Raw genomic sequence first — 23,407 nt, 5'->3', positions numbered from 1 at the left:
ATATGTGCGGAATCGTAGGGTATTATTCAAAGCACCCCGCCGGGCATGAGCGGGCATTATGGGAGTCGGCACGTAAACTTCAGTTTAGAGGTCCCGATGAAACAACCCATTATAACAATGAGGGGTTCTCTGTTGTTTTCAACCGCCTGGCTATTGTTTCACAACACAACGGATCGCAACCGTTATTGAATCAAAATGGTACCGTAATTTGCTTCGCGAATGCTGAAATATATAATCATCTGGATTTAAGGGACCGTTATTCCGATTATTTTTATCAAAATGATTCTGACTGTGCGGTGATCCCGACGCTCTACCACTACTTTGGGGATCAATTTGCCGGTCACCTGGAAGGTATGTTTTCCATCGTTATTTATGACAAGCAACGAAATGAAATCTCACTGATTCGCGATCCGCTTGGTATCAAACCCCTGTTCTACAGGGTGGATGAAGAGGGTGATATTTTCTTTTCATCTGAAGCAAAGGGAGTATTGCCGTTTTTACCGGACAAGAATATTGATTATGCTGAAATGCTCAATGACCCGTGGTTGCGCGGCGATGTTGGCTATGACGCCTTAAAATACCGTAACGTCTTTGCACGGGTCAAATCAGTCCCTCCGGGAAGCATAGTGAAATACAATGTGTCCACCGGAGGCATTGTGGTTGTCCGTTACTGTGCCGGCACACCGGAGAACATGCCACCGTTGACAACGCCGTCGAGTTTCATAGCCGAATTCTCGAGGGCTTTTGAGGCCAGTTGCCGACAGCAGCTCTCGCCATCCGGCCGGACAGGCATCTTGCTTAGCGGGGGGATCGATTCTATAGGCGTGCTGGCCGCCCTGAAGGATGCCAACGTGGTCGCATATACGCTTGTCTCGCCCGGTACCGAAGAATCAGGAGACGTCAGCGGAGCCATCGCAGCAGCCGAACAGTTCGGTGTTCCGCTACATAAGGTTTATGTCGACTCGCAAATGACGGTTCTGCCGGAGGACTGGAAAACTCTTCTGTGGGCGAGTGAAAGCCCCTACTTTGGCGCAGAACAGATCTATAAGGCTTGCATCTACTCTTACATCAAAGCACATACGCCGGATGTTCGCGTGGTGCTGTCTGGTAACGGCAGCGATGAGTTGTTTGGGGGATATACTCAGTCGTTTGTCTTTGACGAAGAAGATCCATGGCAGAGCGTCGAAGAGTCGCTGCGGTATCTGAAAGAAAAATACGATCTGGAATCACCCGGATGTATGCACCTGAAAGCCTGGCAGGAACTGAGTGACTATAAACTCTTTGACTCGGCGTTCGTCTCATCCGAAAGCCATCTCGGCAATGAAGACTACTGGTCTTTTTATCAAAAATTAAAACGCCGCGACCTTCATGACTATAACTTACATAATGAGGATCGCATCTCTTCCCTCTTTTCACTTGAGAACCGCGTTCCCTTTCTTTCTAAGACCCTGATCACCTTGTCTGAAAGCATTCCTGACGCGTTACGGGCCACTCTGCTGCTGGATAAAACGATTGTGAGAAAAGGTCTCCTGCCCGCTGTAGGTGAATCGCTTGCCAGCCGAAAAAAAGTGCCGTTCTTTCATGGTGAATCTTCGGGCTTCACCGCTGGTATGCTGTACCGGAGCCTTGCTGGCAACGATTTTGCACTGGTGCATGAAGCCTGCAGCGCGACCATCGAGGGACATCGTTTTCTCGAACCTGAGGGGATAATTGCGCAGCTCCAGTCTTTCTATGAAGACGCAGATCTCATTGGCCTGATCAACCTTTCCCGGCTCATCAACATCGGGTTACTCAGCCAGCTCGCGAAGGCAGACCCTGAGCTCAACGGATTTACGTTTGCTTCTGCCTGACGTAACGCGATGTCCGGTTCACCCCGGACGTTGCAGACCTGACAGGCTATGATGCCACAGGCCATCGCCAGGGATGGCCTTTCTCATGCAGCAACATCAGAACTGCATCCGGTCAAGTGGTGGAATCCTAGTAAGCGTCATCTCAGCTCCGTCTGACAGATCCTGAAATTCCTGAGAGGATAGTGCCCACCAAATATGGTGGGCACTATCCATGAAATCATTAAACGCAGTGTGTAAAAATCCCTAAAAGAGCAATGACTTCGGTCCGATACGGTTTTCATCATTTCCTCCTGGCCGACCGGCCTTAATAACTATGTTCAGTATATGCAGATGTAGATACCAGGTATATGGATGTGTAATACATATGCTAACTTGTCTCTTTTCACGGTCAGATCCGAAAAAAGGCAAAGTCGGATCATGTCGAAATCTGCAAAAAAGAAAAAACCGTCTTATATGAGGACAATCCGGCTATCTCTTCAGGTTCATAAAGGTGAGTGTCTTAACTGGCGTCAGGACATAATGAAGAGTTAGGGAGGGCCGCTGCTGAAGTTTCTTTTTTGCGCAGTTGCAACAGCACAGTATCAACTGCAGCAGGTCCCGTTATCATTAAGCTGCCTGATTACGAGCTCAGTCTGAAGATCTTTCCTGGAATTTTCTGGTGGAAAGACGGGCGCGGATACGCCGTACAGGAAGGGTGTCCCACAGGTTCAGGACCGTCGCCAGAGCGATATACAATAGATTGACTCCCCACATCCAGACGGCAGGGTCGAGCCTGCCTTTACCTGCACTGGATTTCAGCGTCGTTTGCAGCAGAAAAAAGATCAGGTAGAGCAGCATCGCCGGCAGCATCGAGAGTACGCGTCCCTGACGCGGATTAACGACGCTGAGAGGCACCACCAGTAGCGCCATGATAAATACCGTTATCACAAGCGTTATACGCCAGTGAAGATCTGCACGGGCACGCTCGCTGCCCACATTCCACAGGGTACGTATATCCATCTGTTCGGTGTCGTTCAGATCCGCAGTAACGTTCTTTCTCCCGATAGTTGCCTGATAATTATTGAAATCAGTGATACGGAAGTCACGATGTGTGGCGGTTCCCTCAAAGCGTGTGCCCTTATTCAGCGTTACAATTTGGGAACCATCTTTATGCCGGGAAAGCTGGCCTGAATCGGCCACAACAACGGAAGAGCGAGCATTCCCTTTTGGCCGTAGCTGAGCCAGAAATACGCCCTGGAATTCAGAACCCTCTACGGATTCAATAAACAACACTGAGTTACCATCTGAAGACGGCTGAAACTTCCCCTGAGCCAGTGCGGCCACGCCCGGATTGGCCTTCGCCTCAGCCAGCACAGCATCCTGCTGGCGGGAAGACCACGGCCCCACCCACATTACGTTGACTGCTGCGACGGTATGCTAATCGGCACGATTGCCGCATTGCTGGGTGTGGGTGGCAGCGTAATGACGGTGCCGTTGTTGCGGCGACACGGTCATACGATGCGAGAGTGTATTAGCGCGGCCAACCCGCTTTCCCTGCCGGTGGCGTTGTGCGGTGCGGTGACCTATGCGATAAGCGGTTGGCACAAAATTTCGGCAGGCGGTTTTGTGGGTTTTATCAGCCTGAAGATTCTGGGCATGCTCCTGGTGGCTGGCTGGGCGGGTATAGTATTTAGCCGCCGGGTGTTCCCCGCCGTCCCTGATGTCTGGCACGCGAGAATCTACGTGATGCTGTTGTGCATGGTACTGGTGGCTATGTTGCTTTAAGCAAATCCTGCTTTGCAAATTTAGTTGCTTTTACAGCGGCAATATCTGCATGAACGTCCGTTTCTGGCACAAAGTGGAGGGCCGCAGTCAAGGTCCGCTTAGAGCGAGGAGCGGACATTCGCCCCTCTGTCGTATGTCCTTAAAGAGCGCACACCAGATATAAAAGAATTGCGTTAGTGTACCTTCCTATTTTGACGGGATGTTGCATATGTCATCACTACCGCCCCCAGTAGTAACAAACCACTTAAACCAAATGCACTTCTCCATCCCAGACTGTCGAATGCCAGACCTCCAGCCGTTGAACCAAGCGCAATCGATAGCTGGATCACCGCAACCATGAGGCCACCACCCCTCTCTGCATCTTCGGGTAACGCTCGTGCTATCCATGTCCACCATCCTGTTGGCGCAGCCGTCGCAAGTAGCCCCCACAGGCTTAATAATACGGCAACGGCCCAGATGTGGTGTCCGACCAGCAGTAACGCACCAGTAATCGCGGCCATAAGCAACGGGATCATGATTAAGGTCTTGTAAAATTTGGCGTTCAGGAATGTTGAGACGATCGTTGTGCCGACAAAACCTGCTACGCCTATTGCGAGCAAAATCAGAGAAAGGTCAGAAGGTCCCACCCTGGTGACGCTCTCCAGAAAGGGGCGCACGTAGGTAAATAAAGCAAACTGCCCCATAAAGAACAACCCACAGGCCAGCAGTCCCGTTGGTACGATGGCGACGCTGAACAGACGAAGCACAGATCCCTGTGGTTTTTGTGTTTTATCGCTTTCCATCGAAGGCAGGCTGACCCATTGCCAGATGAACGCAGCTATCGCAAGGGGGACGAGACATAAAAAGGCCCCACGCCAACCGACGATTGTCCCCAGGTAGCTACCAAGCGGCGCAGCCACAACGGTGGCCAGCGCGTTGCCGCCATTAAAAATTGCCAGTGCGCGGGGAACCTGGTGCTGCGGCACGAGCCGAATGGCGGTTGCAGCCGACATTGACCAGAACCCTCCGATAACTACGCCAATCAGAGCCCTCCCCAGCATATAAACCGGATAGTCAGGCGCTATGGTGATAACTATTCCCGATATGGCCATTAAGACCGTCAGCCCCAGCAGAAGATATTTACGATTTAGATCCCCGGCAATATGGGAGATAGTCAGACTGGTCAGCACTGCCAGTGCGCCAGAGACGGCAATTCCTTGCCCTGCCAACCCTTCGGTAACGTGCAAATCGCGGGCAATGAGCGTAAGCAGGCTGACTGGCATAAACTCAGAAGCGATCAGCACAAACACGCAAAGCGTCATGGCAAATACGCCGCTCCAGTATGCATGCTTTTTTTCGTATGATGGTTTTAGACTTACAGTGGACATTATTAGCATCCCTTAATATCGAACCAGCCAGATTCAGGCGCAGTCGGGTCAGAAGTTATTCAGGGAATAACGACATAATAGGTGGGTGAGAATATGGGGCGATGTGACATATTCGGCGTCACACCAGGCAGGTAAAAGCCACCCGTTTATGACAGGTGGCCTGGTAAACTTTTCGGGTTACCTTAAGTTTGCTTTGAAAAAGTGCTCAAATTTGGCAAATGGGATCTTACCCGCAACGTTGTCGTACAGATCAACATGGTTTGCCCCAGGGACAATCACTAACTCTTTCTCTTTGCTGCCGATTGCCTTAAAGGCATCTTCAGCAAAATAGCGTGAATGGGCTTTTTCGCCGGTCACGATGAGTGTAGGGATAGTAACTTCATTGGCGTAACTCAGCAGCGGCATATTCATAAATGACAGCGGCATGGTTGCGTTCCAGGCACCGGTTGAGTTGACCGAACGCGCATGGAAACCACGCGGCATGCGGTAATAATCAAAGAACTCTTTCAATACTGGGTTAGGATTCGCGGGCAGAGTTTCCGGCAGAATACGATCGGAAGCGGTGACGTTGCCCTTCTCATCAACATAAATGTCATGCCCGCCTGGCGCGAAAGCGCCATTTTCCGCATCCTTCCAGCGCTGCGTGTTCAGATACTGCAATACGGCACGACGATCGGCAGTGGTATAGCGGTCTTTGCCATCGCCCACGCCATGCCCCATCGCACGGCTCATGTCATACATCACGCTGGTCGCCACCGCCTTGACACGCGTGTCCATCGCGGCGTCGTTTAAGGCCATGCCGCCCCATCCGCAGATACCGAGCAGCCCGATACGGTTGCGATCCACCTCTTTTTGCAGGCCTAAGAAATCAACCGCCGCGCTGAAATCCTCGGTGTTGATATCCGGAGATGCGACGTTGCGCGGGTAGCCGCCGCTTTCGCCCGTGTATGAAGGGTCGAAAGCCAGAGTGACAAATCCCTGTTCAGCCAGCGTCTGCGCATACAGGCCGCTGGATTGCTCTTTCACCGCCCCGAAGGGGCCGCTAACAGCAATAGCTGCCAGCTTGCGATCCCCACGATCCTTCGGGATGTAGAGATCCCCGACTAAGGTGATCCCGTATCGGTTCGGAAAGGTCACCTTACGGTGATCAACTTGCGTGCTCTCAGTAAAAGTTTTATCCCATTTCTCGACCAGCGAAACGGGCGCGTTCGGATTGGCTGTATCAGCGTAACTCATATTTGTGACTCCACTTAATGATGCGCATAACAACAGGGCGGGTATCGCAGTTGTCAATTTTTGGGTGAAAGCAGTCATCAAAATCCCCTTCATAAAACGTGCCAGAAACAGGTTTCCTACGGACAACGCTGCTGTGCTTTGTTGCAATGCGCACATTATAGTTAGCAGAAATAGTACTGATTAGAGGGTGAAAAATGCTAAGATTGATAACATATTGTTCTGAATTGTGATGCGGCAGCAGGGGAAGGATGATGGCGAAACGGGAAAACTATAACGATCTCTATCTGTTTATGCAGGTCGTGCGAGAAGGGAGTTTTACTGCCGCCGCGCAGAGGCTTGGCCTGGCGCAGTCAGGAATTAGTCGTGCAGTGCGCGAGCTGGAAGAACGACTGGGCGTGCAGCTTCTGGTGCGTACCACGCGCAAGTTATCGCTCACCCATGCCGGCGAGTTGCTCTATCGAACCGTCGAATCTGGATTTGACGCTTTAGATATGGGGCTTGCCACGCTGGCCCATTATCGCCATACCCCATCGGGTACGGTCCGTATTAATGCCAGTCAGCACGCCATTGATAAAGTGCTGCTGCCGAAGCTGGCGGTGTTTAAACAACGCTACCCAGATATTCGGCTGGAGCTCATCAGCGAAAGCCGGTTTGTCGATATTATTGCTGAGCGCTTCGATGCCGGTATACGTCTGGGCTCGGAAGTAGGTAGCGGTATGGTCGCGGTGCGCATTTCGCCCGATATGGAGATGGCCGTTGTCGGCACGCCCGAGCACTTTCGTCGCTACGGATTTCCGCAAACTCCCTCCGATTTAGTTATTCATCCCTGCATCGCTTACCAGTTTGGAGACGGCAGCCTGTATGCATGGGAACTCAATCAAGACGGTAAAAAGATAACCCATCAACCTCAGGGACAATGGGCCTTTGCTGACAGCTATATGGAAGCCAAAGCCGCCCGGCTAGGCCTGGGACTGGCTTATGTTCCGGAGGAATTAGTTTCTGATGATATAGAACAGGGGGCGCTGATCAGAGTTTTGCAATGCTACAGTCAGCGCCTGGAAGGTTCATATCTCTATTATCCGCACCGCAATGTGTCACCCGCTCTAAGAGCGGTTATCGATACATTGAGAATTTAAGGGATAAAGATGAGGTGGTTCGCAGGCCTGGGTAATAGTTGAAAAACAACGTCCGCTCCTGGCACAGGGCTGCTGTTGCAGCCCTGACAACCTTAGACTTCAATCGATTCAGAGATCTCTAACGCATCATCGACTTCGATGCCTAGATAACGGACAGTGCTTTCCAGTTTCTTATGGCCCAACAGAAGTTGGATCACCCGGAGATTCTTGGTTTTCTTGTATATCAGGTAAGGTTTTGTTCTTCTCATGGAATGTGTGCTGTAAAGCGAAGCTTCGAGACCAAGCTTTTCTGCCCACCCATGAAAAATTCGGCTGTATTGTCGGGTTGATATGTGCCGGTTAGTTCCGATCCGAGACCGAAACAAGAAGTCTTTACTGTGCAAATTGCCAAGCTTTATCAATGCAGCAACAGCTTCTCTTGTCCCTTTGGTTATCTCAAATTGCACAGGGCTTCCGGTTTTCTGTTGCAGCACCGTTGCTCTGCTTGAAACCGAGCTACCATATGCAACATCAGATACTTTGAGGTTCACCAGATCGCAGCCTCGTAGCTTACTGTCTAAGGCCATATTGAACAGAGCTAAATCACGCGTTTTACCTTCCAGTTCAAGCCGGATTCGGATCCCCCAGATATGAGATATCTGAAGTGGTCTTTTTTGGCCTATGATACGGTCTTTATTCCACGGTGACGTGTTCATACTCAAATCTCCTGCAATGTGGGAGATTTGAGTATGGTTGTCTCTTATGAGCGAAAAGCGGACATCTTAATTGTTTTTTTTTGCTACTACCTCTATGTAGACATGTTATATGGCTACATTTATACAGAAGTAAGGATTAGTCTTTTCCCGGACCATAATTAAATTTTGTACCTTTGCCAATGGCATAAAACTGTCCACCAGCTACGTAATGGACAGTACGTAATTCATCAGGCGCATCATCAAAAATCCAGTGCCCATTTCTGAAAACGCGGTCATCACTCCATGCTCCGACAATTTCCCCCAAGAACAAGTTGTGCTGCTTTTCATTTTCTTCATTGGGTATGACCTTACATACTAACCAGCCAGCGCAACCTTCAACTAAAGGCAGATCAAACTCTTTCTGATAAAATAGTGGGATTTTACTATTTTTATCTGGTGTGTCGGAATAACTGTGGCCTCCAGCATATAAAACCATTTCCATCTGATTTACTACTGGGATCTGGACAGCGTAATATCCGCTTTTTTCTACAAGCCCGCGAGTAAATGCCTGTGGACCTATAAAAGCCATCACTTTGTTATTGCCTACTAATCCCACCCAGGCCGCTGCCATGACATTTTCAATGCCATCATTTTTAGCCGATATCATCGTGGTTGGCCCGACCTGTAATAAACGATAGGCTTTGTTTAACTCTACTGGTTGAATTGACATAATTTACTCTTTTGAGTTCTGATAAAAAGTAAGACAGGTTACTTATTTGATTGTTCGATTATATGGCTGGAATAGTTGCAAATTAATTGCTATTATCAAAATACATTATTGCAAATTTCACAATAATCATGAACAAACTTGATGCACTAAAATTTTTCATCATCGCCTCTGAGACCTTGAACTTCCGCGAAGCAGCCATCAAACTGTCGGTTTCACCATCAGTAGTAACCCGAACAGTCGCTGAGTTGGAGAAACAACTTGGTGAACCTTTATTCAAACGCAATACTCGTTCGATCTTTCTCACCAGTTTCGGCGAACTATTTTTACCCCAAGCGAAGCGACTGCTGGAAGATTCTGAAAAATTATTTCAGATGGCGAAAGATGATAATGAAATGAAAGGTATTGTTCGCATCACATTACTTCGATTTTCAAATCATGAACAAATCTTGTATGAACTCTTGACTGCACTACGCCCCTATCCTGATTTATTTATTGACTGGCGTTTAGATATGATGAAACTTGATACTATTGAGCATCGTATCGATATAGGTATACGCGTAGGGCGAGAACCTAATCCAAACTTTATCATTAAAAACATCGGACAAGTTGAACATATTTTGGTTGCATCCCCTGAACTTATTGAGCGTCTGGGAGCACCTACTGATTTAGAAGATCTTCGACAGCGTTATCCATTCAGTGGTTTAATTAATCCTGAGACGGGAAAATCATTTGAGTTTATGAGTGACGCAGTGAACACTTTTGTCCCTCGTCATATTGAGTTTTATACTACAGACCCATACGCCGAAATTCAGGCTGCATTGGCCGGAAAAACGGTTGTGCAATCCAGCGATTTTATCTGTAGGGAGTACTTAGCAAGCGGCCAACTTGTTCCCCCACTGCCAGAACTCCGACAGGAGAAATGGCAATTTTATTTATATCGACCTTACCAGCTGATTACTCCCAAAAGGGTGACGGTCGTTTTCTCGCTATTAGAAAAAATATTACGCAAATATTTCACATCAAAATAATATTCTCCTCAACGTCTGCTGCTGGCACAGAGCGGACATTCATGTTCATCTCCCTTCCTCTCTATCGGCCCGCCTCCACTCTCAGATATGAATGCGTTTATCATTTTGTTTAGAAAAGCGATGGGCAGCACGGCCGCCCATTACTTTGCCGAATGGAAAAACAGCGGCCGTTAGCCCGGCCCCTCGCTCCCCGCCGCCAGCAGCGGCACCACCACGTCGCTGATGGGCACCGCAATGCCGTGTTTGCGGCCGTAGCGCTGGATGACGCCGTTGCGGATATCCCACTCCATCGGGCGATCCGCCTGACGGTCGGCCAGGAATGACAGCATAAAAGATCTGCACTGGCAGCTAACCAGACGGCTATATAAGCATCGGAAGTAGGATTTTCTGCTTAACCTCTTTAACCGTTTCAGGCATGTCGCTAGGGATTTGCGGGTATTCTGACGAACCGTTATGAGCTTTTAACCAATCAATAAATCGTTAAATAGATATAAACCTAATAACAACCCAAATATTTATTAGACTTTCAATCAATATTTACTTAATTAATACTTAAGTAAAACCACGGCATTAAACATTAATAAATTTTCCAGTTTCAAACCGTAAGATCCCACATTTTCTTAATTTGTATCAACGAAAATGCAGATCATTTCATATCCAAATCGTACAAAAATTGACGACCCACTTTATAAGCGCTAGCGTCACCATGGTTACCTAACCAACTTAACCAAAAGGCTTTTTCAGGATTTTCTTAAATGGAGTTTTATACAAATGGCTATTCCCGCTTATTTATGGCTCAAAGACGACGGTGGTGCCGACATCAAAGGCTCTGTCGATATACATGGTCGTGAAGGAAGTATTGAGTTAATCGCACTGAACCACGGCGTAATGCAACCCACGGACAAGCATAACGGCAAAGCAACAAGTCTTCGCGTCCATTCCCCTTATTCTTTCGATAAAGAGATCGACGCCTCCAGCCCCTATTTGTACAAGGCTGTCAGCACAGGTCAGAAGCTAAAATCCGCAGAGGTAAAGTTTTACCACATCAACGATGCCGGCCAGGAAGTGGAATATTTTTCCAGCCTTATGGAAGGAGTGACGATCGTCAGCGTCTGTCCAATGATGCTTGACGTCAAAGATCCTGACTATGAGAAACATAACCATCTTGAGCTGGTAGAACTGCTGTATGAAAAAATTACCTGGCGCTATGTCGACGGTAACATCATGCATTCTGATAGCTGGAATGATCGCAAAACGGCATAAGGAGAACGTTATGGGATGGAAGTATGAGCAGTCTACCGGCAGGATGTATAAAGACGGTAAACTAATTGAGACCGGATATTCCGGTGCTCTTACGAATAAAAACAACCCGGACCGTCAGCATGTAAAGGGACTGGGGCCACTGCCTCGCGGGACATATAAAATCGCGGGTCATTCGAATTCAAAAGGACCAATTACAATCATCCTTGAGCAAACCTCCGGAGAGAGTTTTGGTCGCTCAGAATTCCGCATTCATGGTGACCACAAGTATGGTCAAGCCGGGTTTGCATCAGAGGGGTGCATCATTCTCTCACTGTCAACGCGACGTAAAATCCTTCGTGACGGCGGTGACCTTGAGGTCGTGCGATGAAATACCCTATCGTACTCCTGCTATGTGCGCTCGCCGTCCCAGCCATTGCAGCCAGCACTGACTGGTCATCAGCACTTAATGGAATCGCCTCTGGTGATGCACACTGGATTGAGCAAGCTCCTACCCTGTCTGCTACGGCTGACGTCAAGCAGGCGCAACAGCTGGAGGACGCCTTAGCCGCAGCGCTCATAACAAACACGAACGCAACGCTGAAAGCGCTCCGCGCCATTGACGCCGGAAAGTGGCCGCACATGATAGGCAGCGATATTGTCTGCACGCCGCCTTTAGAGAAATCCCCCGAAGAAATCGACGCGTTCTATCAGCGTACCCGCCGGGCGCTGCTGGAGACGGTTGAGGGTGCTCAGTGCCTCTGGATCCTGGAGGCAACAATGGAAGAGTTGAAAGCAGAGAAAGCCCGTCAGGCTAAGTAGAGACGCTACCCGGCGCACAACGGCCGGGTCTTTCCTTCCCTCCAGACCCAGGCTCAACCCGGCCCCTCGCTCCCCGCCGCCAGCAGCGGCACCACTACATCGCTGATGGGCACCGCAATGCCGTGTTTGCGGCCGTAGCGCTGGATGACGCCGTTACGGATATCCCACTCCATCGGGCGATCCGCCTGGCGGTCGGCGAGAATCGACGTACCCAGGTCCTCAGGCGCTTGCTGGAAGTTCGCCAGGATCTCCTGCGCCACGTCATCGTTCAGCTTCGCCCCTTCAGCGCGGGCGACGGTCAGCCCTTCGCGCAGGTAGGCCAGCGCCAGCTCGCTGACATCCTCGCGCCTGAACATCCCGGCGCGGCGGTTGGCCAGCACCATCAACCCGGCGACCGCGTTTTGCAGCAGCTTGCGCCAGGCGACTGTGGGGAAATCTTCCGAGAGCTCAACCGCGCAGCGCGTATCACGAAGCGCTTCGACCACCCGCTGCGCCTGGGGCACATCCGGCAGCGTCAGGCGCGGTTTGGCGCGCAGCCAGACGGAGGCATCCGGCTCGCGCTGCGCCGGGAACCAGACCACCGACGGCAGCACCGTTGCGCCACTGACCAAAGGCTCAAGCTGCGCCTTCTGCTCTACGCCGTTTTGCAGCGCGCAGACCACGGTGTTTTCATCGCACAGCGCGCGCAGCCACCTGGCGCTGTCGGAATTTTGCGTCGTTTTTACCGCCACAAAAACAAGATCTGCGGGGCGAGTAATGACGGACGGATCGGTGAATACCGGACCGGGCACAACCGTTTCCCCCTCGTCGTAACGCAGGCGTAATTCCGGATGCGCGGTGCGTCCGCAGAGCAGCGGCGTGCGGCCCGCGTCATGCAACACCGCGGCAATGGTGATGCCAATCGCACCGGGACCAATCAGCGCAATGGTTGGATGGTCAGACATGAGTCACTCCCCTTTTGCTAAGCCTGCTATCAGTTATACCACCCTGAGACGAGCGCGCCACACCCGTTGTCTATACTCAACATTCACAGACAACGGAGTGCGCCATGCCTTTACCTGATTTCAAATCCTCTGAACCGTTCACCCTCGGCATCGAACTCGAACTGCAGGTAGTTAACCCGCCGGGCTACGATCTGAGCCAGGACTCCTCTGCCCTCATCGCCGCCGTCAAAGACGACATCAAAGGCGGTGAAGTCAAACACGACATCACCGAAAGCATGCTCGAAATCGCCACCGGCGTGTGCCAGAACATTGACCAGGCGGCGGCGCAGTTCTCGGTGATGCAGCAGAGCATCCTGCGCGCGGCGGCGGAGCAGCATATTCAGATCTGCGGCGGCGGAACGCACCCGTTCCAGAAATGGCAGCGTCAGGAGGTGTGCGACGACGAGCGCTATAACGTCACGCTGGAGCGCTTTGGCTACCTGATTTTGCAGGCAACGGTGTTTGGACAGCACGTGCACGTCGGCTGCCGGACCGGGGATGACGCCATTTACCTCCTGCACGGCCTGTCGCGCTTCGTGCCACACTTTATCGCCCTGGCGGCCGCCTCGCCGTACATGCAGGGCACAGACACGAAGTTCTCCTCGTCGCGGCTCAATATCTTTTCGGGGTTCCCGGATAACGGCCAGATGCCGTGGGTTAACAGCTGGCAGGAGTTCGAAGGGCTGTTCCGCCGCCTGAGCGCTACCAGCATGATCGACAGCATTAAAGATCTGCACTGGGACATTCGCCCCAGCCCGCACTTTGGCACCGTTGAGGTACGGGTGATGGATACCCCGCTGACGCTCGGCCACGCGATTAATATCGCCGGGCTGATCCAGGCGACGTCCCACTGGCTGCTGACCACGCGGCCGTATAAGCATCAGGAGCGGGATTTTCTGCTGTACCGCTTTAACCGTTTTCAGGCGTGTCGCTACGGGCTGGAGGGGGTTCTGACGGACGTGCATACCGGCGAGCACAAAACCGTGGTGGAGGATATCGCCTGGCTGCTGGAGCAGGTTGCGCCGTCGGCCGAGAAGCTCGGCGCAACGAGCGCAATTAATGAAATTGCCCTGCTGTTAAAGCAGGGCAAGAGCGAGGCGCAGCGCATGCGGGACTTCATCGCCGACGGCGGCTCGCTTATTTCTCTGGTTCAGAAGCACTGCGAGCTGTGGGCGACGAGTCCGTAAGGCCGTGGCCCCACTCGCGCAGGCGCTGGAACAGCACGAACAGCGCGGGGATAAACACAATCCCTACCACGGTTGCCACCAGCATGCCGCTGAACACCGTAGTGCCAATGATGCGGCGGCTCTGGGCACCCGCCCCGGTCGCCAGCATCATCGGCAGGACGCCGATGATGAACGACACGGCGGTCATCATCACCGCGCGGAAGCGGCGCGATGCCCCTTCCCGCGCGGCATCGACAATCGCCATCCCGTCCATCCGCCGCGCGCGGGCGAACTCCACGATAAGAATCGCGTTTTTCGCCGCTAACGCGATCAGCAAGACCAGACCGATCTGCACGTACACGTCGTTGGCGTAGCCCGCCAGCCACAGCCAGACCAGCGCCCCGCCGATGGCGAACAGCACCGAAAGCATCACGCTCGCCGGGAGCGTCCAGCTCTCGTACTGGGCGACGAGGAACAGCCACGCCATCACCACCGCCGCCAGCACAATCCATACCGCCTGGTTGCCGGTCTGCTGCTCCTGATACGACATGCCGCTCCAGGCGTAGTCGTACCCGGCAGGCAGGCTCTGCGCCAGAATTTCGCCCATCGCCGCCATCGCGGTACTGCTGCTTACCCCTTCCGCTGCCGAACCGCTTACCGATACCGACGGGAACTGGTTGTACTGCTGAATAAATGGCGCGCCGACGGTCGGCGTGATGGTGACGAGGTTGCTCAGACGCACCCGCTCGCCGCTGTTGCTGCGCACGAACAGCTCGCTGATTTGCTCCGCGCGCTCGCGCCACTGCATCTCATTCTGCATCACCACGTGGTAGACGCGGTTGTTGACGCTGAAATCCCCGGCGCGGGTGCCGCCGAAGGCGGTTTGCAGGCTGCTGAAGATGCGCGACACCGGCACGTCGAGCCGGGCCGCACGCTCGCGGTCAACGGTCAGCGTCAGCTGCGGCACGTTGCTGCTCCAGGTGGTGAACACGCGGCTCAGCTGCGGATGCTGGTTGGCTTTTGCCAGCACCTCACGCGTAACGCGCTCCAGCTCCGCCGGGCTCTGCCCCGCCTGCGCCTGAATGCGCAGGTCGAAGCCAGAGGCGTTGCCCAGCCCCGGCAGCGTCGGCGGCGCGAAGGTCATGATGGTCGCTTCCGGCAGGGCCAGCAGCTGGCGCTGAAGGGTGCCCATCACCTCGTCCAGCGGCGGGCGCTCGCTCCAGTCCTTCAGCATGATGGAGATAAACCCGCCGTTGGAGGCGCTGGTACCGTTGAGGATGTTAAACCCGGAGACCTGAATGACGTCTTCCACCGCCGGGTTTTTAGCGATCAGCTCGCGCGCGGTAGCCATCACCGCTTCGGTGCGCTCCAGCGAGGCCGCTTCCGGCAGCTGGACGCTGGCGAAGAAGTAGCCCTGATCTTCCTGGGGCAGGAAGCCCTTTGGCATCGACATAAAGCTGAACGCCACCACTGCCGCCGCGCCTGCGGTGGCCAGCAGCGCCAGCCACGGACGCCGATTGAATACGCTCACTATCCGGGTGTAAAGCGTGCGCGTGGCGTCCAGCCCACGGTTGAACCCACGAAAAATGGCGGCAGGCTTCGCCGGACGCGGGCGCAGCAGCATGGCACAGAGCGCGGGCGTCAGGGTCAGCGCCACCAGGCTTGAGAGCGTGACGGCGGTCGAAAGCGTCACCGCGAACTGGCGGTACAGCTCGCCCACAATTCCCGGCAGGAGCGCCACCGGCACAAACACCGCCAGCAGCACCAGCGTGGTGGCAATCACCGGCCCGGCGATCTGGCGCAGCGCCAGCGCGGTCGCCGCCGTGCGGCTCTGCCCTTCAGCCATCAGGGTTTCGACGCTCTCAACCACCACGATGGCATCATCCACCACCATGGTCAGCGCCAGAATAATGGCGAACAGGCTCAGCGTGTTGGCGGAGTAACCGAGCGCGTAGAGCACCGCAAAGGTGCCCACCAGCGACACCGGAATGGCGAGGGCGACAATCAGCGTCGCGCGCCAGCTTTGCAGGAACAGGGACACCACGACCACAACGGCCAGCATGGTCAGCGCCAGCGAGACGCCAATCTCTTTAATGGTGGCGGCAACGAAGGTGGTGGTGTCGAATTTTACCTCGTAGACCAGGTCGTCCGGGAAGCGCGTCGAGAGACGCTCCAGCTCCGCGCGCACCGCGTCGGCCACGCGCAGGGCGTTGGCGGACGGCGTCGGGTAGATGCCGAGGTAGGCGGAGTCATGCCCGTTCAGCTGAGCGCCCGAGCTGTAGCTGCGCGAGCCGAGCTCGATGGTGGCGACGTCCTTCATGCGCACCAGCTGGCCCATCTCCCCGGCGCGAATAATGATGTCGGCAAAGTCTTCGGCCTGGCTTAAGCGCCCCAGCCCGTTGATGGTCAGCGTCTGCTGCTGGCCGTTGAATACCGGTGGCGTACCGATCTGGCCCGCCGCTCCCTGCACGTTCTGCTCGCGCAGCGCCTGCGCCACGTCATCGGTGGTCACGTTCAGGGCGTTCATGCGGTCCGGACGCAGCCAGATGCGCATGCTGTAGTCCCGCGCGCCAAACATCTGCACCTGTCCCACGCCCGGCAGACGCGACAGCGCCTCGCGCACCTGCGTGCTGGCGTAGTTGCTGACAAACAGCGGCGTGTGGGTGTTGTTCGGTGAGTAAAGGCTTACCCCCATCATCAGGTTGGTGGCGCGCTTGCGCACCTGCACGCCGTTTTGCTGTGCCTCGGTCGGCAGCTGCGCCACGGCCTGCGCCACGCGGTTTTGCACGTCGATGGCGGCGAGGTCCGGATCGGTGCCCGCCGCAAAGGTGATGTTCAGGCTGTAGGTGCCTTCATCCGAACTGGTGGACTCCATATAGAGCATGTGATCCACCCCGTTAAGCTGCGTCTCCAGCGGCGTGGCGATGGCTTCCGCCACGTCAGCCGAGCTGGCGCCCGGCCAGCTGGCAGAAACATTCACCACCGGCGGGGTGATCTGCGGGTACTGCTCTACCGGAATAATCCTCAGCGCGATGGCCCCCAGCAGGGTGATGACCAGCGCAATCACCATCGCGAAGCGCGGGCGTTTGATGAAAAACGTCAGCATGATGGCTCCTTAATTGAGTATCTGGACGGCAGCGCCGGGCTGCACGCGCTGCGCGCCGTCGGTAATCGCTCGCTCACCGGGCTTCACGCCGGAGGCAATCTGAAACTGCTGGCCGATCTGCCCGGCCACGTTCAGCGGGCGCCTTTCGGCGTTGCCGTCGGCGTTAACGACCCAGGCAAAGTAGCCGTCGCCGTTCTGCTGAACCGCAGCGGCAGGCAGCGTCAGCACCGGCTGCTCGCTCGCCGGACGCAGATAGACATTCACGTTGCCGCCGGGCAGCAGCTGGTGGCGCGGGTTAGCAAACTCGGCGCGCAGCATCACGCTGGCGGTGCGCGGGTCGATGCGGTTGTCCACGGAGGTGAGTTCCCCGCCGACGCGCTGGCCGTTGCTGTCGATCAGCGCCTGCCAGGCCTGCTTCATGGCGCTGATATCCGCGTGCTGTCCAGCTTTAGTGGCAAACGCTCCCTCTTCCAGCGCAAAGGCGATGCGGATGGGATCGAGCTGCACCACCTCCACCAGCACGCCGCTGGCAGGATTCACCAGGCTGCCCACGTGGAACTGGCTGTGGCCCACGCGACCGTCAATCGGCGAGGTGATGCGGGTGTAGTTCAGGGTGACGCTGCGGGTGTCGAGCCGGGCTTTCGCCTGCTCCAGCGCGGCGCTCGCCACGTCGCGCTGCATGCGGGCATTATCCACGTCGTGACGGCTGATGGCGTTGCTGCTGCCCAGGCTTTCGAAGCGGGAAAGCTGCTGCTGCGCCTGACGCAGCGTGGCTTCAGCGCTTCTCACTTCGGCCTGCGCCAGACGCAGGGCAGCGCGCGGCTCGGCGTCGTCCAGCTCGAACAGCACGTCGCCTTTTTTCACGTACTGCCCGTCGCGGAAGTTGATTTTCGTTATCACGCCTTCCGTGCGTGCGCGCAGTTCAACGGTGTGAATGGCTTCGATGCGGCCCGGGATCTGGCGCTCGGCGGCATGGGCGGTCTGCTCCACGGTGGCGACGCGAACGGGGACCGCGGCGGCAAAGACGGGTTGCAGGGTACTGACAAGAAGTGCGAACAGGAGTGGAAGTTTCATGGGAGTACCTCAGCGTTGTTTCTCCCCTCACCCCGGCCCTCTCCCCAAAGGGGCGAGGGTTAGGGTGAGGGGTAAGATTTTCGTTATGCAGCCTTACGGAACCTGCGGGTCAGTCGCTTCTCGATTTCGACGACGAAGAACATCACCCCAGCCACCGCCAGCGTCACGAACCAGTAGCGCAGCGGCAGCGCTTCGGTGCCGAACAGCATCTGCATAAACGGCAGGTAGATAATGGCCGCCTGGAGCAGGAACAGTACGCCCGTCACCAGCCAGATCCCTTTGTTCGCCAGCAGGCCGCGGTTCAGTGAGAACCCTTCAGTGTTGCGGCAGTTAATCATGTACACCCACTGGGCGCAGACCAGCATCTGCAGCAGCACGGTGCGGATGAACTCCGCGCTGTGCCCGCGCGGGGCCAGCCAGGCTTCAAGCGCAAAGGCGGCGATGGCAATCATGGTGCCGACGAAGGCCACGCGCCACACGGCGTAGGCGTCCATTACGTGCTGCCCGGTCTGGCGCGGCGGGCGGCGCATGATGTTGCGCTCGGCGGCCTCAAAGGCCAGGCCGAAGGAGAGCGTGGCGGAGGTCGCCATGTTCATCCACAAAATCAGCACTGGCGTTAGCGGAATGATGTTCCCCGCCAGCAGCGCAATCACAATCAGCAGCCCCTGCGCCAGGTTGGTCGGCATGATGAACAGGATGGTTTTCTTCAGGTTGTCGTAAACGCGACGCCCCTCTTTCACCGCGCTGGCGATGGTGGCGAAGTTATCGTCCGTCAGGACCATGTCCGCTGCCTCTTTGGTGACTTCCGTGCCCTTAATGCCCATCGCGATGCCGACGTCCGCCTGGCGCAGCGCCGGGGCATCGTTTACGCCGTCGCCGGTCATGCCGACGATCTCGCCTTTATCCTGCAACGCTTTCACCAGGCGCAGCTTATGCTCCGGGCTGGTACGGGCGAAGATGTCATACTTCACCGCCGCTTCCGCCAGCTCGGCGTCGTCCATTTTCTCCAGCTGATAGCCGGTGACCGCCTGCTCGCTGTTGCTGATCCCCAGCATCTGGCCGATGCTCATCGCCGTCTGCGGGTGATCCCCGGTGATCATCTTGACGCGGATCCCCGCCTGCTGGCAGGCGTTAATCGCATCAATCGCTTCCGGGCGCGGCGGATCCATCATTCCGGCAATGCCGAGGAAAATCAGGCCGTGGCTCAAGTCGTCGTGCGTCAGCTCCTGCTCGCCGTTCGCCGGTTTGAACGCCGCGGCAACCATGCGCAGCCCCTGACGCGCATAGCGCTCCATCTCCGTTTCCCAGTACGCACGGTTGAACGCTTGCGCACCGTTACGCGTCTGCTGCTGGTTGCACAGGGCGAAAATGACGTCCGGCGCGCCGGTAATCAAAATCTGCTCCTCACCGCCAATCTGGTAGTGGGTGCTCATGTACTTGTACTGAGAATCGAACGGGATCTTGTTAACCAGCGTGGTCACGACCGGCTCGAGGTGGGCCTTGGCCGCCAGCACCTTCAGCGCGCCCTCGGTTGGCCCGCCGGTGATGCCCCACAGGCCGCGCTCGTCCTGAATCAGCTGGCTGTCGTTGCACAGGTCAACGGTGCGCAGGTACTGCTCCAGGACGGTGCCCGGCTGGATGTGGACCGGCTCGTCGCTGCCTTCCAGGTAGATATTGCCTACCGGCTCGTAGCTGTTGCCGTCCACGCGGTAGCAGACGTCGGCGGTGATGATGGCTTTTACCGTCATCTCGTTCATGGTCAGGGTCCCGGTTTTATCCGAGCAGACTACGGTCATCGCGCCGAGCGTTTCAACCGTCGGCAGCTTGCGGATAATCGCCCGCTTGCGCGCCATCGCCTGTACGCCCAGGGAGAGGATGATGGAGATAATCGCCGGCAGACCTTCCGGTACGGAGGCGACCGCCAGGCTAATCAGGGAGAGCAGCAGCTCGCCCATCGGGATCTCGCGGAACATCAGGCTGAAGACGAACAGCGCGGCCATCATCGCCAGAATAATGACGAAGATGGCTTTACCGAGCTTGTCCATCTGTACCAGCAGCGGGGTGCGGTGTTTTTCAATGCCCGCCATCATCTGGTTGATATGGCCGAGCTCCGTATCCTTGCCGGTCGCGGTGACTACGCCGACGCCGCCGCCCGCGCTCACGGTCGTTCCTGAGAAGACCATATTGGTGCGGTCGCCCAGCGGTAATTCGCCGCTCAGCGGATTCGTGTGTTTATCCACCACGGTGGACTCACCGGTCAGAATCGCCTCCTCCACGCGTAAATTATGCGCCTCGATTAAACGCATATCCGCCGGAATACGATCCCCCGCGCGCAATACAATAATATCGCCCGGAACAATTTCCGTCGTCGGTATGGTTTCATGGTTGCCGTTGCGAATAACGCGCGCCTCGCTGGAAAGCATATTGCGAATACTCTTCAGCGATTTTTCCGCGTTGCTTTCCTGAATGTGGCCAATTAGCGCATTGATGACCGCCACGCCCAAAATTACCAGCGTATCGACCCAGTGACCCATTACCGCCGTTAATACCGCGGCGGCCAGCAGAACGTAAATCAGCACATCGTTAAAATGGGCCAAAAAACGCAGCCAGGCGGGTTTACCTTTTTTCTCCGGCAGCGCGTTCGGCCCTGTTTTTTGCAGACGCGCCTGCGCCTCTGCACGATCCAGACCGCTGGCCTGGCTCTGCACGTGGGTAAGCACCTGCTCTGCGGTCTGCTGGTATGCCAGCCCGCCGGAAGGCGGCACGTTTGGGGAGTATTTTTTTTCAGTCATCATATTTTTCCTTCAATATCCGGTGAACAGAAGCCTGAATTCCTTTCTGGCTTAAATAAATTGATTTTAAAGTCTTGCGGGTAAAATTGATCTACCGCAATATATTTACCACTGGGTTATTCAAAATTGATTAAAATTATTTCGACGAGCTGATTTTTACAAAATATTTCTAAACCAATCCTAAACGAGGGGGAACCATGTTTGGTATTTATCGCGGACGGCGCCTGGCGTTATACATTGTCGCAGCCATTGTTATTGCGACGTTAATTGGATATAGCACCTATATGTTTGTAAAATTATTTTCGTGATGCAGACATTTATTTACATAGCGCGATATTAATTTAATCATCAGGATTAAATTATTCTCCTTCCGCGCATTATTCTTCGGGGGAAGGAATTATTTAATTAAAAAAGGGCCGACGGGTTGATATTGCTTTACGTTAAAGGATGCCGGACAATGACATTTTTAACTGACGATTAACATTACGATGAAACACCCGTTGGAATCGCTGCTGACTGCGGGGGGCATTTTATTGATGGCCCTGATCTCTTGCTTACTGCTACCCGCGCCGTCGCTGGGTCTGGTGCTGGCGCAGAAGCTGGTTCAAACCTTTCATATGGTCGATCTGAACCAGCTCTACACCATTTTGTTCTGCGTGTGGTTTTTACTGCTCGGCGCTATCGAATTCTTCATCCTGCGTTTCGTCTGGCGCCGCTGGTTTTCACTGGCGTCGTAGGCCAATAAAAAAGCCGGGTAGCAGCGATGCCTTACCCGGCCTTTGTTTCGTCAATTTCAATGCGCCCGACTATGGTTCTCTTTGCGGTAAGCCCCGGGCGGCTGATGGAAGGTGCGGGTAAAGATGCGCGTAAACGTCTGCTGCGATTCAAAGCCGTAGCGCAGGCAGATTTCGTATACGCGCTCGTCAGATTCACGCAGATCCCGCGCCGCCAGCAGCAGCTTGCGCTCGCGGATGTAGCGCCCCAGGCTTTCGCCTTTGTACTGCATAAACAGCCGCTGTAAATGCCACTTGGAGTAACCCGCGTGGCGGGCGATCTCTTCGATGCGTAGCGGCTGGTGTAGGTTGTCATCGATCCATTCGACAATCGTATCAATGACCTGAGCGGAAATCGTCATGCTGCTCTCCCCCTCTGTTTCTTGGTTCAACATTATTCCCACCACTCACGAAATTGTTGCGTGCTATCGCTCACCCGGACCGGCTCACCCAGCTCCGGCGTCAGCAGCCGATAATTTTTGTCCTTGCTGGCCCGCGCCAGCTGGATCAGCGGATCGTTCCAGGTGTGTTTCGCCAGCACGAAACGTCCGTTATGCCCCGGCACCACCGCTTTCGCATTGAGGTCCGCCGAGGCCTGCGCCGTTTCATCCGGCAGCATGTGGATGTACTTCCAGTCCTGGTCGTACTGGCCGTTTTCCATGATGGCTAAATCCACTTCGCCAAACTGCTCGCCGATGGCCTTAAAGTGCGGGCCATAACCGGAATCGCCGCTGTAGTAGACCTTCTGCTCTGGCGTGACAAACATGAAGCTGCCCCACAGGGTCTGGTCACGCTTAATGCTGCGCCCCGAGAAGTGGCGCGCGGGCAGAACATGAACCGTCAGCGCATCGCTGATGTGCACCGACTGGTTCCAGTCCCGTTCGTCGATAATCTCAGGCTTCATTCCCCAGTAGCGCAGGTGGGATCCCACGCCGAGCGGCGTAACGACGCGCTTCACCTTCGGCAGCAGCGCCCGGATGGTGGCGTAGTCCAGATGGTCGTAGTGATCGTGCGAGATGATCAGCAGGTCGATTTCCGGCATGCTCTCCGCGCGCCACGGATACTCTCCCGCAAACGCTTTATTGAGGAACGAGAACGGCGCGGCGTAGTTGCCGAGGACCGGGTCGATCAGAATGCGTTTTCCCGCCAGCTGCATATACCACGAGGAGTGGCCGAGCCACACCAGCGTATCCTGCTCCAGAGGCAGGCTCGCCAGATCGGTTTTCACCAGCGGCAGCGGCTGCGCCGGACGAGCGTTTTCGGTTTTACGGGTCAGGAACTGCCACCACGCCACCAGCATGTTTTGCTGCCCGGTAAAGCCAGGCGTCGGGAGCGCGTTGTGAAACTTCCCGTCGCGATAGTGCGGAGAAGCCTCCACTTCCGTGAGCTGCGCACCCTGCGGCGGCTGGCCAAATCCGGCATTCAGAACAAACGGTAAACTCGCAGCTGAAGCAATAATCATGAGGAACACCACGCAGATGAAGAGAGGCTTTTTCATATCCTGACCCGATAACGCGCGCCATCCGATGGTTTACGCGAGGGAAACTTGATTATGAGTGAGTAAGCACTCATTATAGATATGATGATAAAGTCGTCAAGACGTTTTCGATCTTTGACATTCCGCGTTGCAGCGTGTCAAAGCACGTGTTTCAATCAGGGTTTTTATA

At 54.9% G+C, this 23,407-nt stretch carries 18 protein-coding genes and 4 pseudogenes; 10 read left to right on the top strand and 12 right to left on the bottom strand.

All coding sequences use genetic code 11. From position 1 onward, the window contains the following. The first annotated feature begins 2 nt into the window (after positions 1-2). Positions 3-1,850, top strand: a complete 1,848-nt coding sequence (locus IM294_RS08660; RefSeq protein ID WP_047367661.1) for an asparagine synthetase B — start codon at positions 3-5, stop codon at positions 1,848-1,850. A 279-nt stretch (positions 1,851-2,129) separates the two neighbouring features. Next, positions 2,130-2,268, top strand: a pseudogene (locus IM294_RS22070) (hypothetical protein); the annotation flags it as partial. Between the two features lie 209 nt (positions 2,269-2,477). Here the strand turns inward: IM294_RS22070 and lptF are convergent. After that, positions 2,478-3,260: pseudogene (gene lptF, locus IM294_RS08655) on the bottom strand (LPS export ABC transporter permease LptF); the annotation flags it as partial. Between lptF and IM294_RS08650 the strand changes: the two are divergent. Then, a pseudogene (locus IM294_RS08650) lies at positions 3,261-3,614 on the top strand (TSUP family transporter); the annotation flags it as partial. 173 nt (positions 3,615-3,787) lie between these two features. On the opposite strand, the gene IM294_RS08645 reads toward IM294_RS08650, so the two are convergent. Continuing rightward, on the bottom strand, positions 3,788-4,981 hold the full coding sequence (locus IM294_RS08645) for an MFS transporter (RefSeq protein WP_126818340.1): 1,194 nt from the start codon (positions 4,979-4,981) through the stop codon (positions 3,788-3,790). A gap of 177 nt (positions 4,982-5,158) precedes the next feature. Then, complete coding sequence (locus IM294_RS08640) at positions 5,159-6,295, bottom strand: alpha/beta hydrolase (RefSeq protein WP_126818339.1); 1,137 nt, start codon at positions 6,293-6,295, stop codon at positions 5,159-5,161. 173 nt (positions 6,296-6,468) lie between these two features. Here IM294_RS08640 and IM294_RS08635 point away from each other — a divergent pair, with 173 nt between their 5' ends. Further along, complete coding sequence (locus tag IM294_RS08635) at positions 6,469-7,353, top strand: LysR family transcriptional regulator (RefSeq protein ID WP_126818348.1); 885 nt, start codon at positions 6,469-6,471, stop codon at positions 7,351-7,353. 92 nt (positions 7,354-7,445) lie between these two features. On the opposite strand, the gene IM294_RS08630 is transcribed toward IM294_RS08635, so the two are convergent. Next, entirely contained in the window at positions 7,446-8,048 is a 603-nt protein-coding gene (locus tag IM294_RS08630) for a site-specific integrase (RefSeq protein WP_126818338.1), read from the bottom strand. Between the two features lie 136 nt (positions 8,049-8,184). Next, positions 8,185-8,757, bottom strand: coding sequence for a flavin reductase family protein (locus IM294_RS08625; RefSeq protein ID WP_028012260.1), 573 nt, complete (start codon positions 8,755-8,757; stop codon positions 8,185-8,187). Positions 8,758-8,885: 128 nt separating this feature from the next. On the opposite strand from IM294_RS08625, the gene IM294_RS08620 reads away from it, so the two are divergent. Further along, positions 8,886-9,785, top strand: coding sequence for a LysR family transcriptional regulator (locus IM294_RS08620; protein WP_126818337.1), 900 nt, complete (start codon positions 8,886-8,888; stop codon positions 9,783-9,785). Between the two features lie 170 nt (positions 9,786-9,955). On the opposite strand, the pseudogene IM294_RS08615 reads toward IM294_RS08620, so the two are convergent. Further along, positions 9,956-10,108 (bottom strand): annotated as a pseudogene (locus IM294_RS08615) (ketopantoate reductase C-terminal domain-containing protein); the annotation flags it as partial. Positions 10,109-10,556: 448 nt separating this feature from the next. Here IM294_RS08615 and IM294_RS08610 point away from each other — a divergent pair. Genes IM294_RS08610 through IM294_RS08600 form a run of 3 tightly spaced genes read left to right on the top strand, consistent with a single transcriptional unit; the run spans position 10,557 to position 11,846 of the window. Further along, positions 10,557-11,048, top strand: coding sequence for an Hcp family type VI secretion system effector (locus IM294_RS08610; protein WP_088205191.1), 492 nt, complete (start codon positions 10,557-10,559; stop codon positions 11,046-11,048). Between the two features lie 10 nt (positions 11,049-11,058). Beyond that, on the top strand, positions 11,059-11,415 hold the full coding sequence (locus IM294_RS08605) for a tlde1 domain-containing protein (protein ID WP_126818336.1): 357 nt from the start codon (positions 11,059-11,061) through the stop codon (positions 11,413-11,415). Continuing rightward, positions 11,412-11,846, top strand: coding sequence for a hypothetical protein (locus tag IM294_RS08600; protein ID WP_069733219.1), 435 nt, complete (start codon positions 11,412-11,414; stop codon positions 11,844-11,846). Before IM294_RS08605 ends, IM294_RS08600 begins: the two co-directional genes overlap by 4 nt. A gap of 53 nt (positions 11,847-11,899) precedes the next feature. On the opposite strand, the gene IM294_RS08595 is transcribed toward IM294_RS08600, so the two are convergent. Next, positions 11,900-12,790 carry an oxidoreductase gene (locus IM294_RS08595; RefSeq protein ID WP_126818335.1) on the bottom strand — a complete coding sequence of 297 codons (891 nt, stop codon included), beginning with the start codon at positions 12,788-12,790 and terminating at the stop codon, positions 11,900-11,902. A 104-nt stretch (positions 12,791-12,894) separates the two neighbouring features. On the opposite strand from IM294_RS08595, the gene IM294_RS08590 reads away from it, so the two are divergent. Beyond that, complete coding sequence (locus IM294_RS08590; protein WP_126818334.1) at positions 12,895-14,016, top strand: YbdK family carboxylate-amine ligase; 1,122 nt, start codon at positions 12,895-12,897, stop codon at positions 14,014-14,016. Here IM294_RS08590 and IM294_RS08585 read toward each other — a convergent pair. The 3 genes from IM294_RS08585 to IM294_RS08575 form a co-directional block, all read right to left on the bottom strand. Further along, entirely contained in the window at positions 13,967-17,101 is a 3,135-nt protein-coding gene (locus IM294_RS08585; RefSeq protein ID WP_126818333.1) for an efflux RND transporter permease subunit, read from the bottom strand. The two genes, IM294_RS08590 and IM294_RS08585, sit on opposite strands and share 50 nt — an antisense overlap. 9 nt (positions 17,102-17,110) lie before the next feature. After that, entirely contained in the window at positions 17,111-18,175 is a 1,065-nt protein-coding gene (locus IM294_RS08580) for an efflux RND transporter periplasmic adaptor subunit (RefSeq protein WP_126818332.1), read from the bottom strand. An 83-nt stretch (positions 18,176-18,258) separates the two neighbouring features. Continuing rightward, complete coding sequence (locus IM294_RS08575) at positions 18,259-20,967, bottom strand: cation-transporting P-type ATPase (RefSeq protein ID WP_185860360.1); 2,709 nt, start codon at positions 20,965-20,967, stop codon at positions 18,259-18,261. A gap of 488 nt (positions 20,968-21,455) precedes the next feature. Between IM294_RS08575 and IM294_RS08570 the strand changes: the two genes are divergently transcribed. Further along, the gene (locus IM294_RS08570; RefSeq protein WP_041910998.1) at positions 21,456-21,704 is read left to right on the top strand and encodes a DUF1158 domain-containing protein; all 249 of its coding nucleotides are present in this window, start codon (positions 21,456-21,458) and stop codon (positions 21,702-21,704) included. A 56-nt stretch (positions 21,705-21,760) separates the two neighbouring features. On the opposite strand, the gene IM294_RS08565 is transcribed toward IM294_RS08570, so the two are convergent. Together IM294_RS08565 and IM294_RS08560 are read right to left on the bottom strand one after the other, a co-directional pair. Further along, the gene (locus IM294_RS08565) at positions 21,761-22,102 is read right to left on the bottom strand and encodes a RamA family antibiotic efflux transcriptional regulator (protein WP_028012253.1); all 342 of its coding nucleotides are present in this window, start codon (positions 22,100-22,102) and stop codon (positions 21,761-21,763) included. A gap of 32 nt (positions 22,103-22,134) precedes the next feature. Then, positions 22,135-23,238, bottom strand: coding sequence for a RomA family MBL fold metallo-hydrolase (locus IM294_RS08560; RefSeq protein ID WP_126818330.1), 1,104 nt, complete (start codon positions 23,236-23,238; stop codon positions 22,135-22,137). Positions 23,239-23,407: the final 169 nt, after the last annotated feature.

The organism is Enterobacter cloacae complex sp. P43RS, assembly GCF_014930585.1.
Lineage (GTDB): Bacteria > Pseudomonadota > Gammaproteobacteria > Enterobacterales > Enterobacteriaceae > Enterobacter > Enterobacter bugandensis.
Note: the sequence above shows the minus strand (reverse complement) of the source record. Positions and strands in the feature narration are given on the sequence as shown.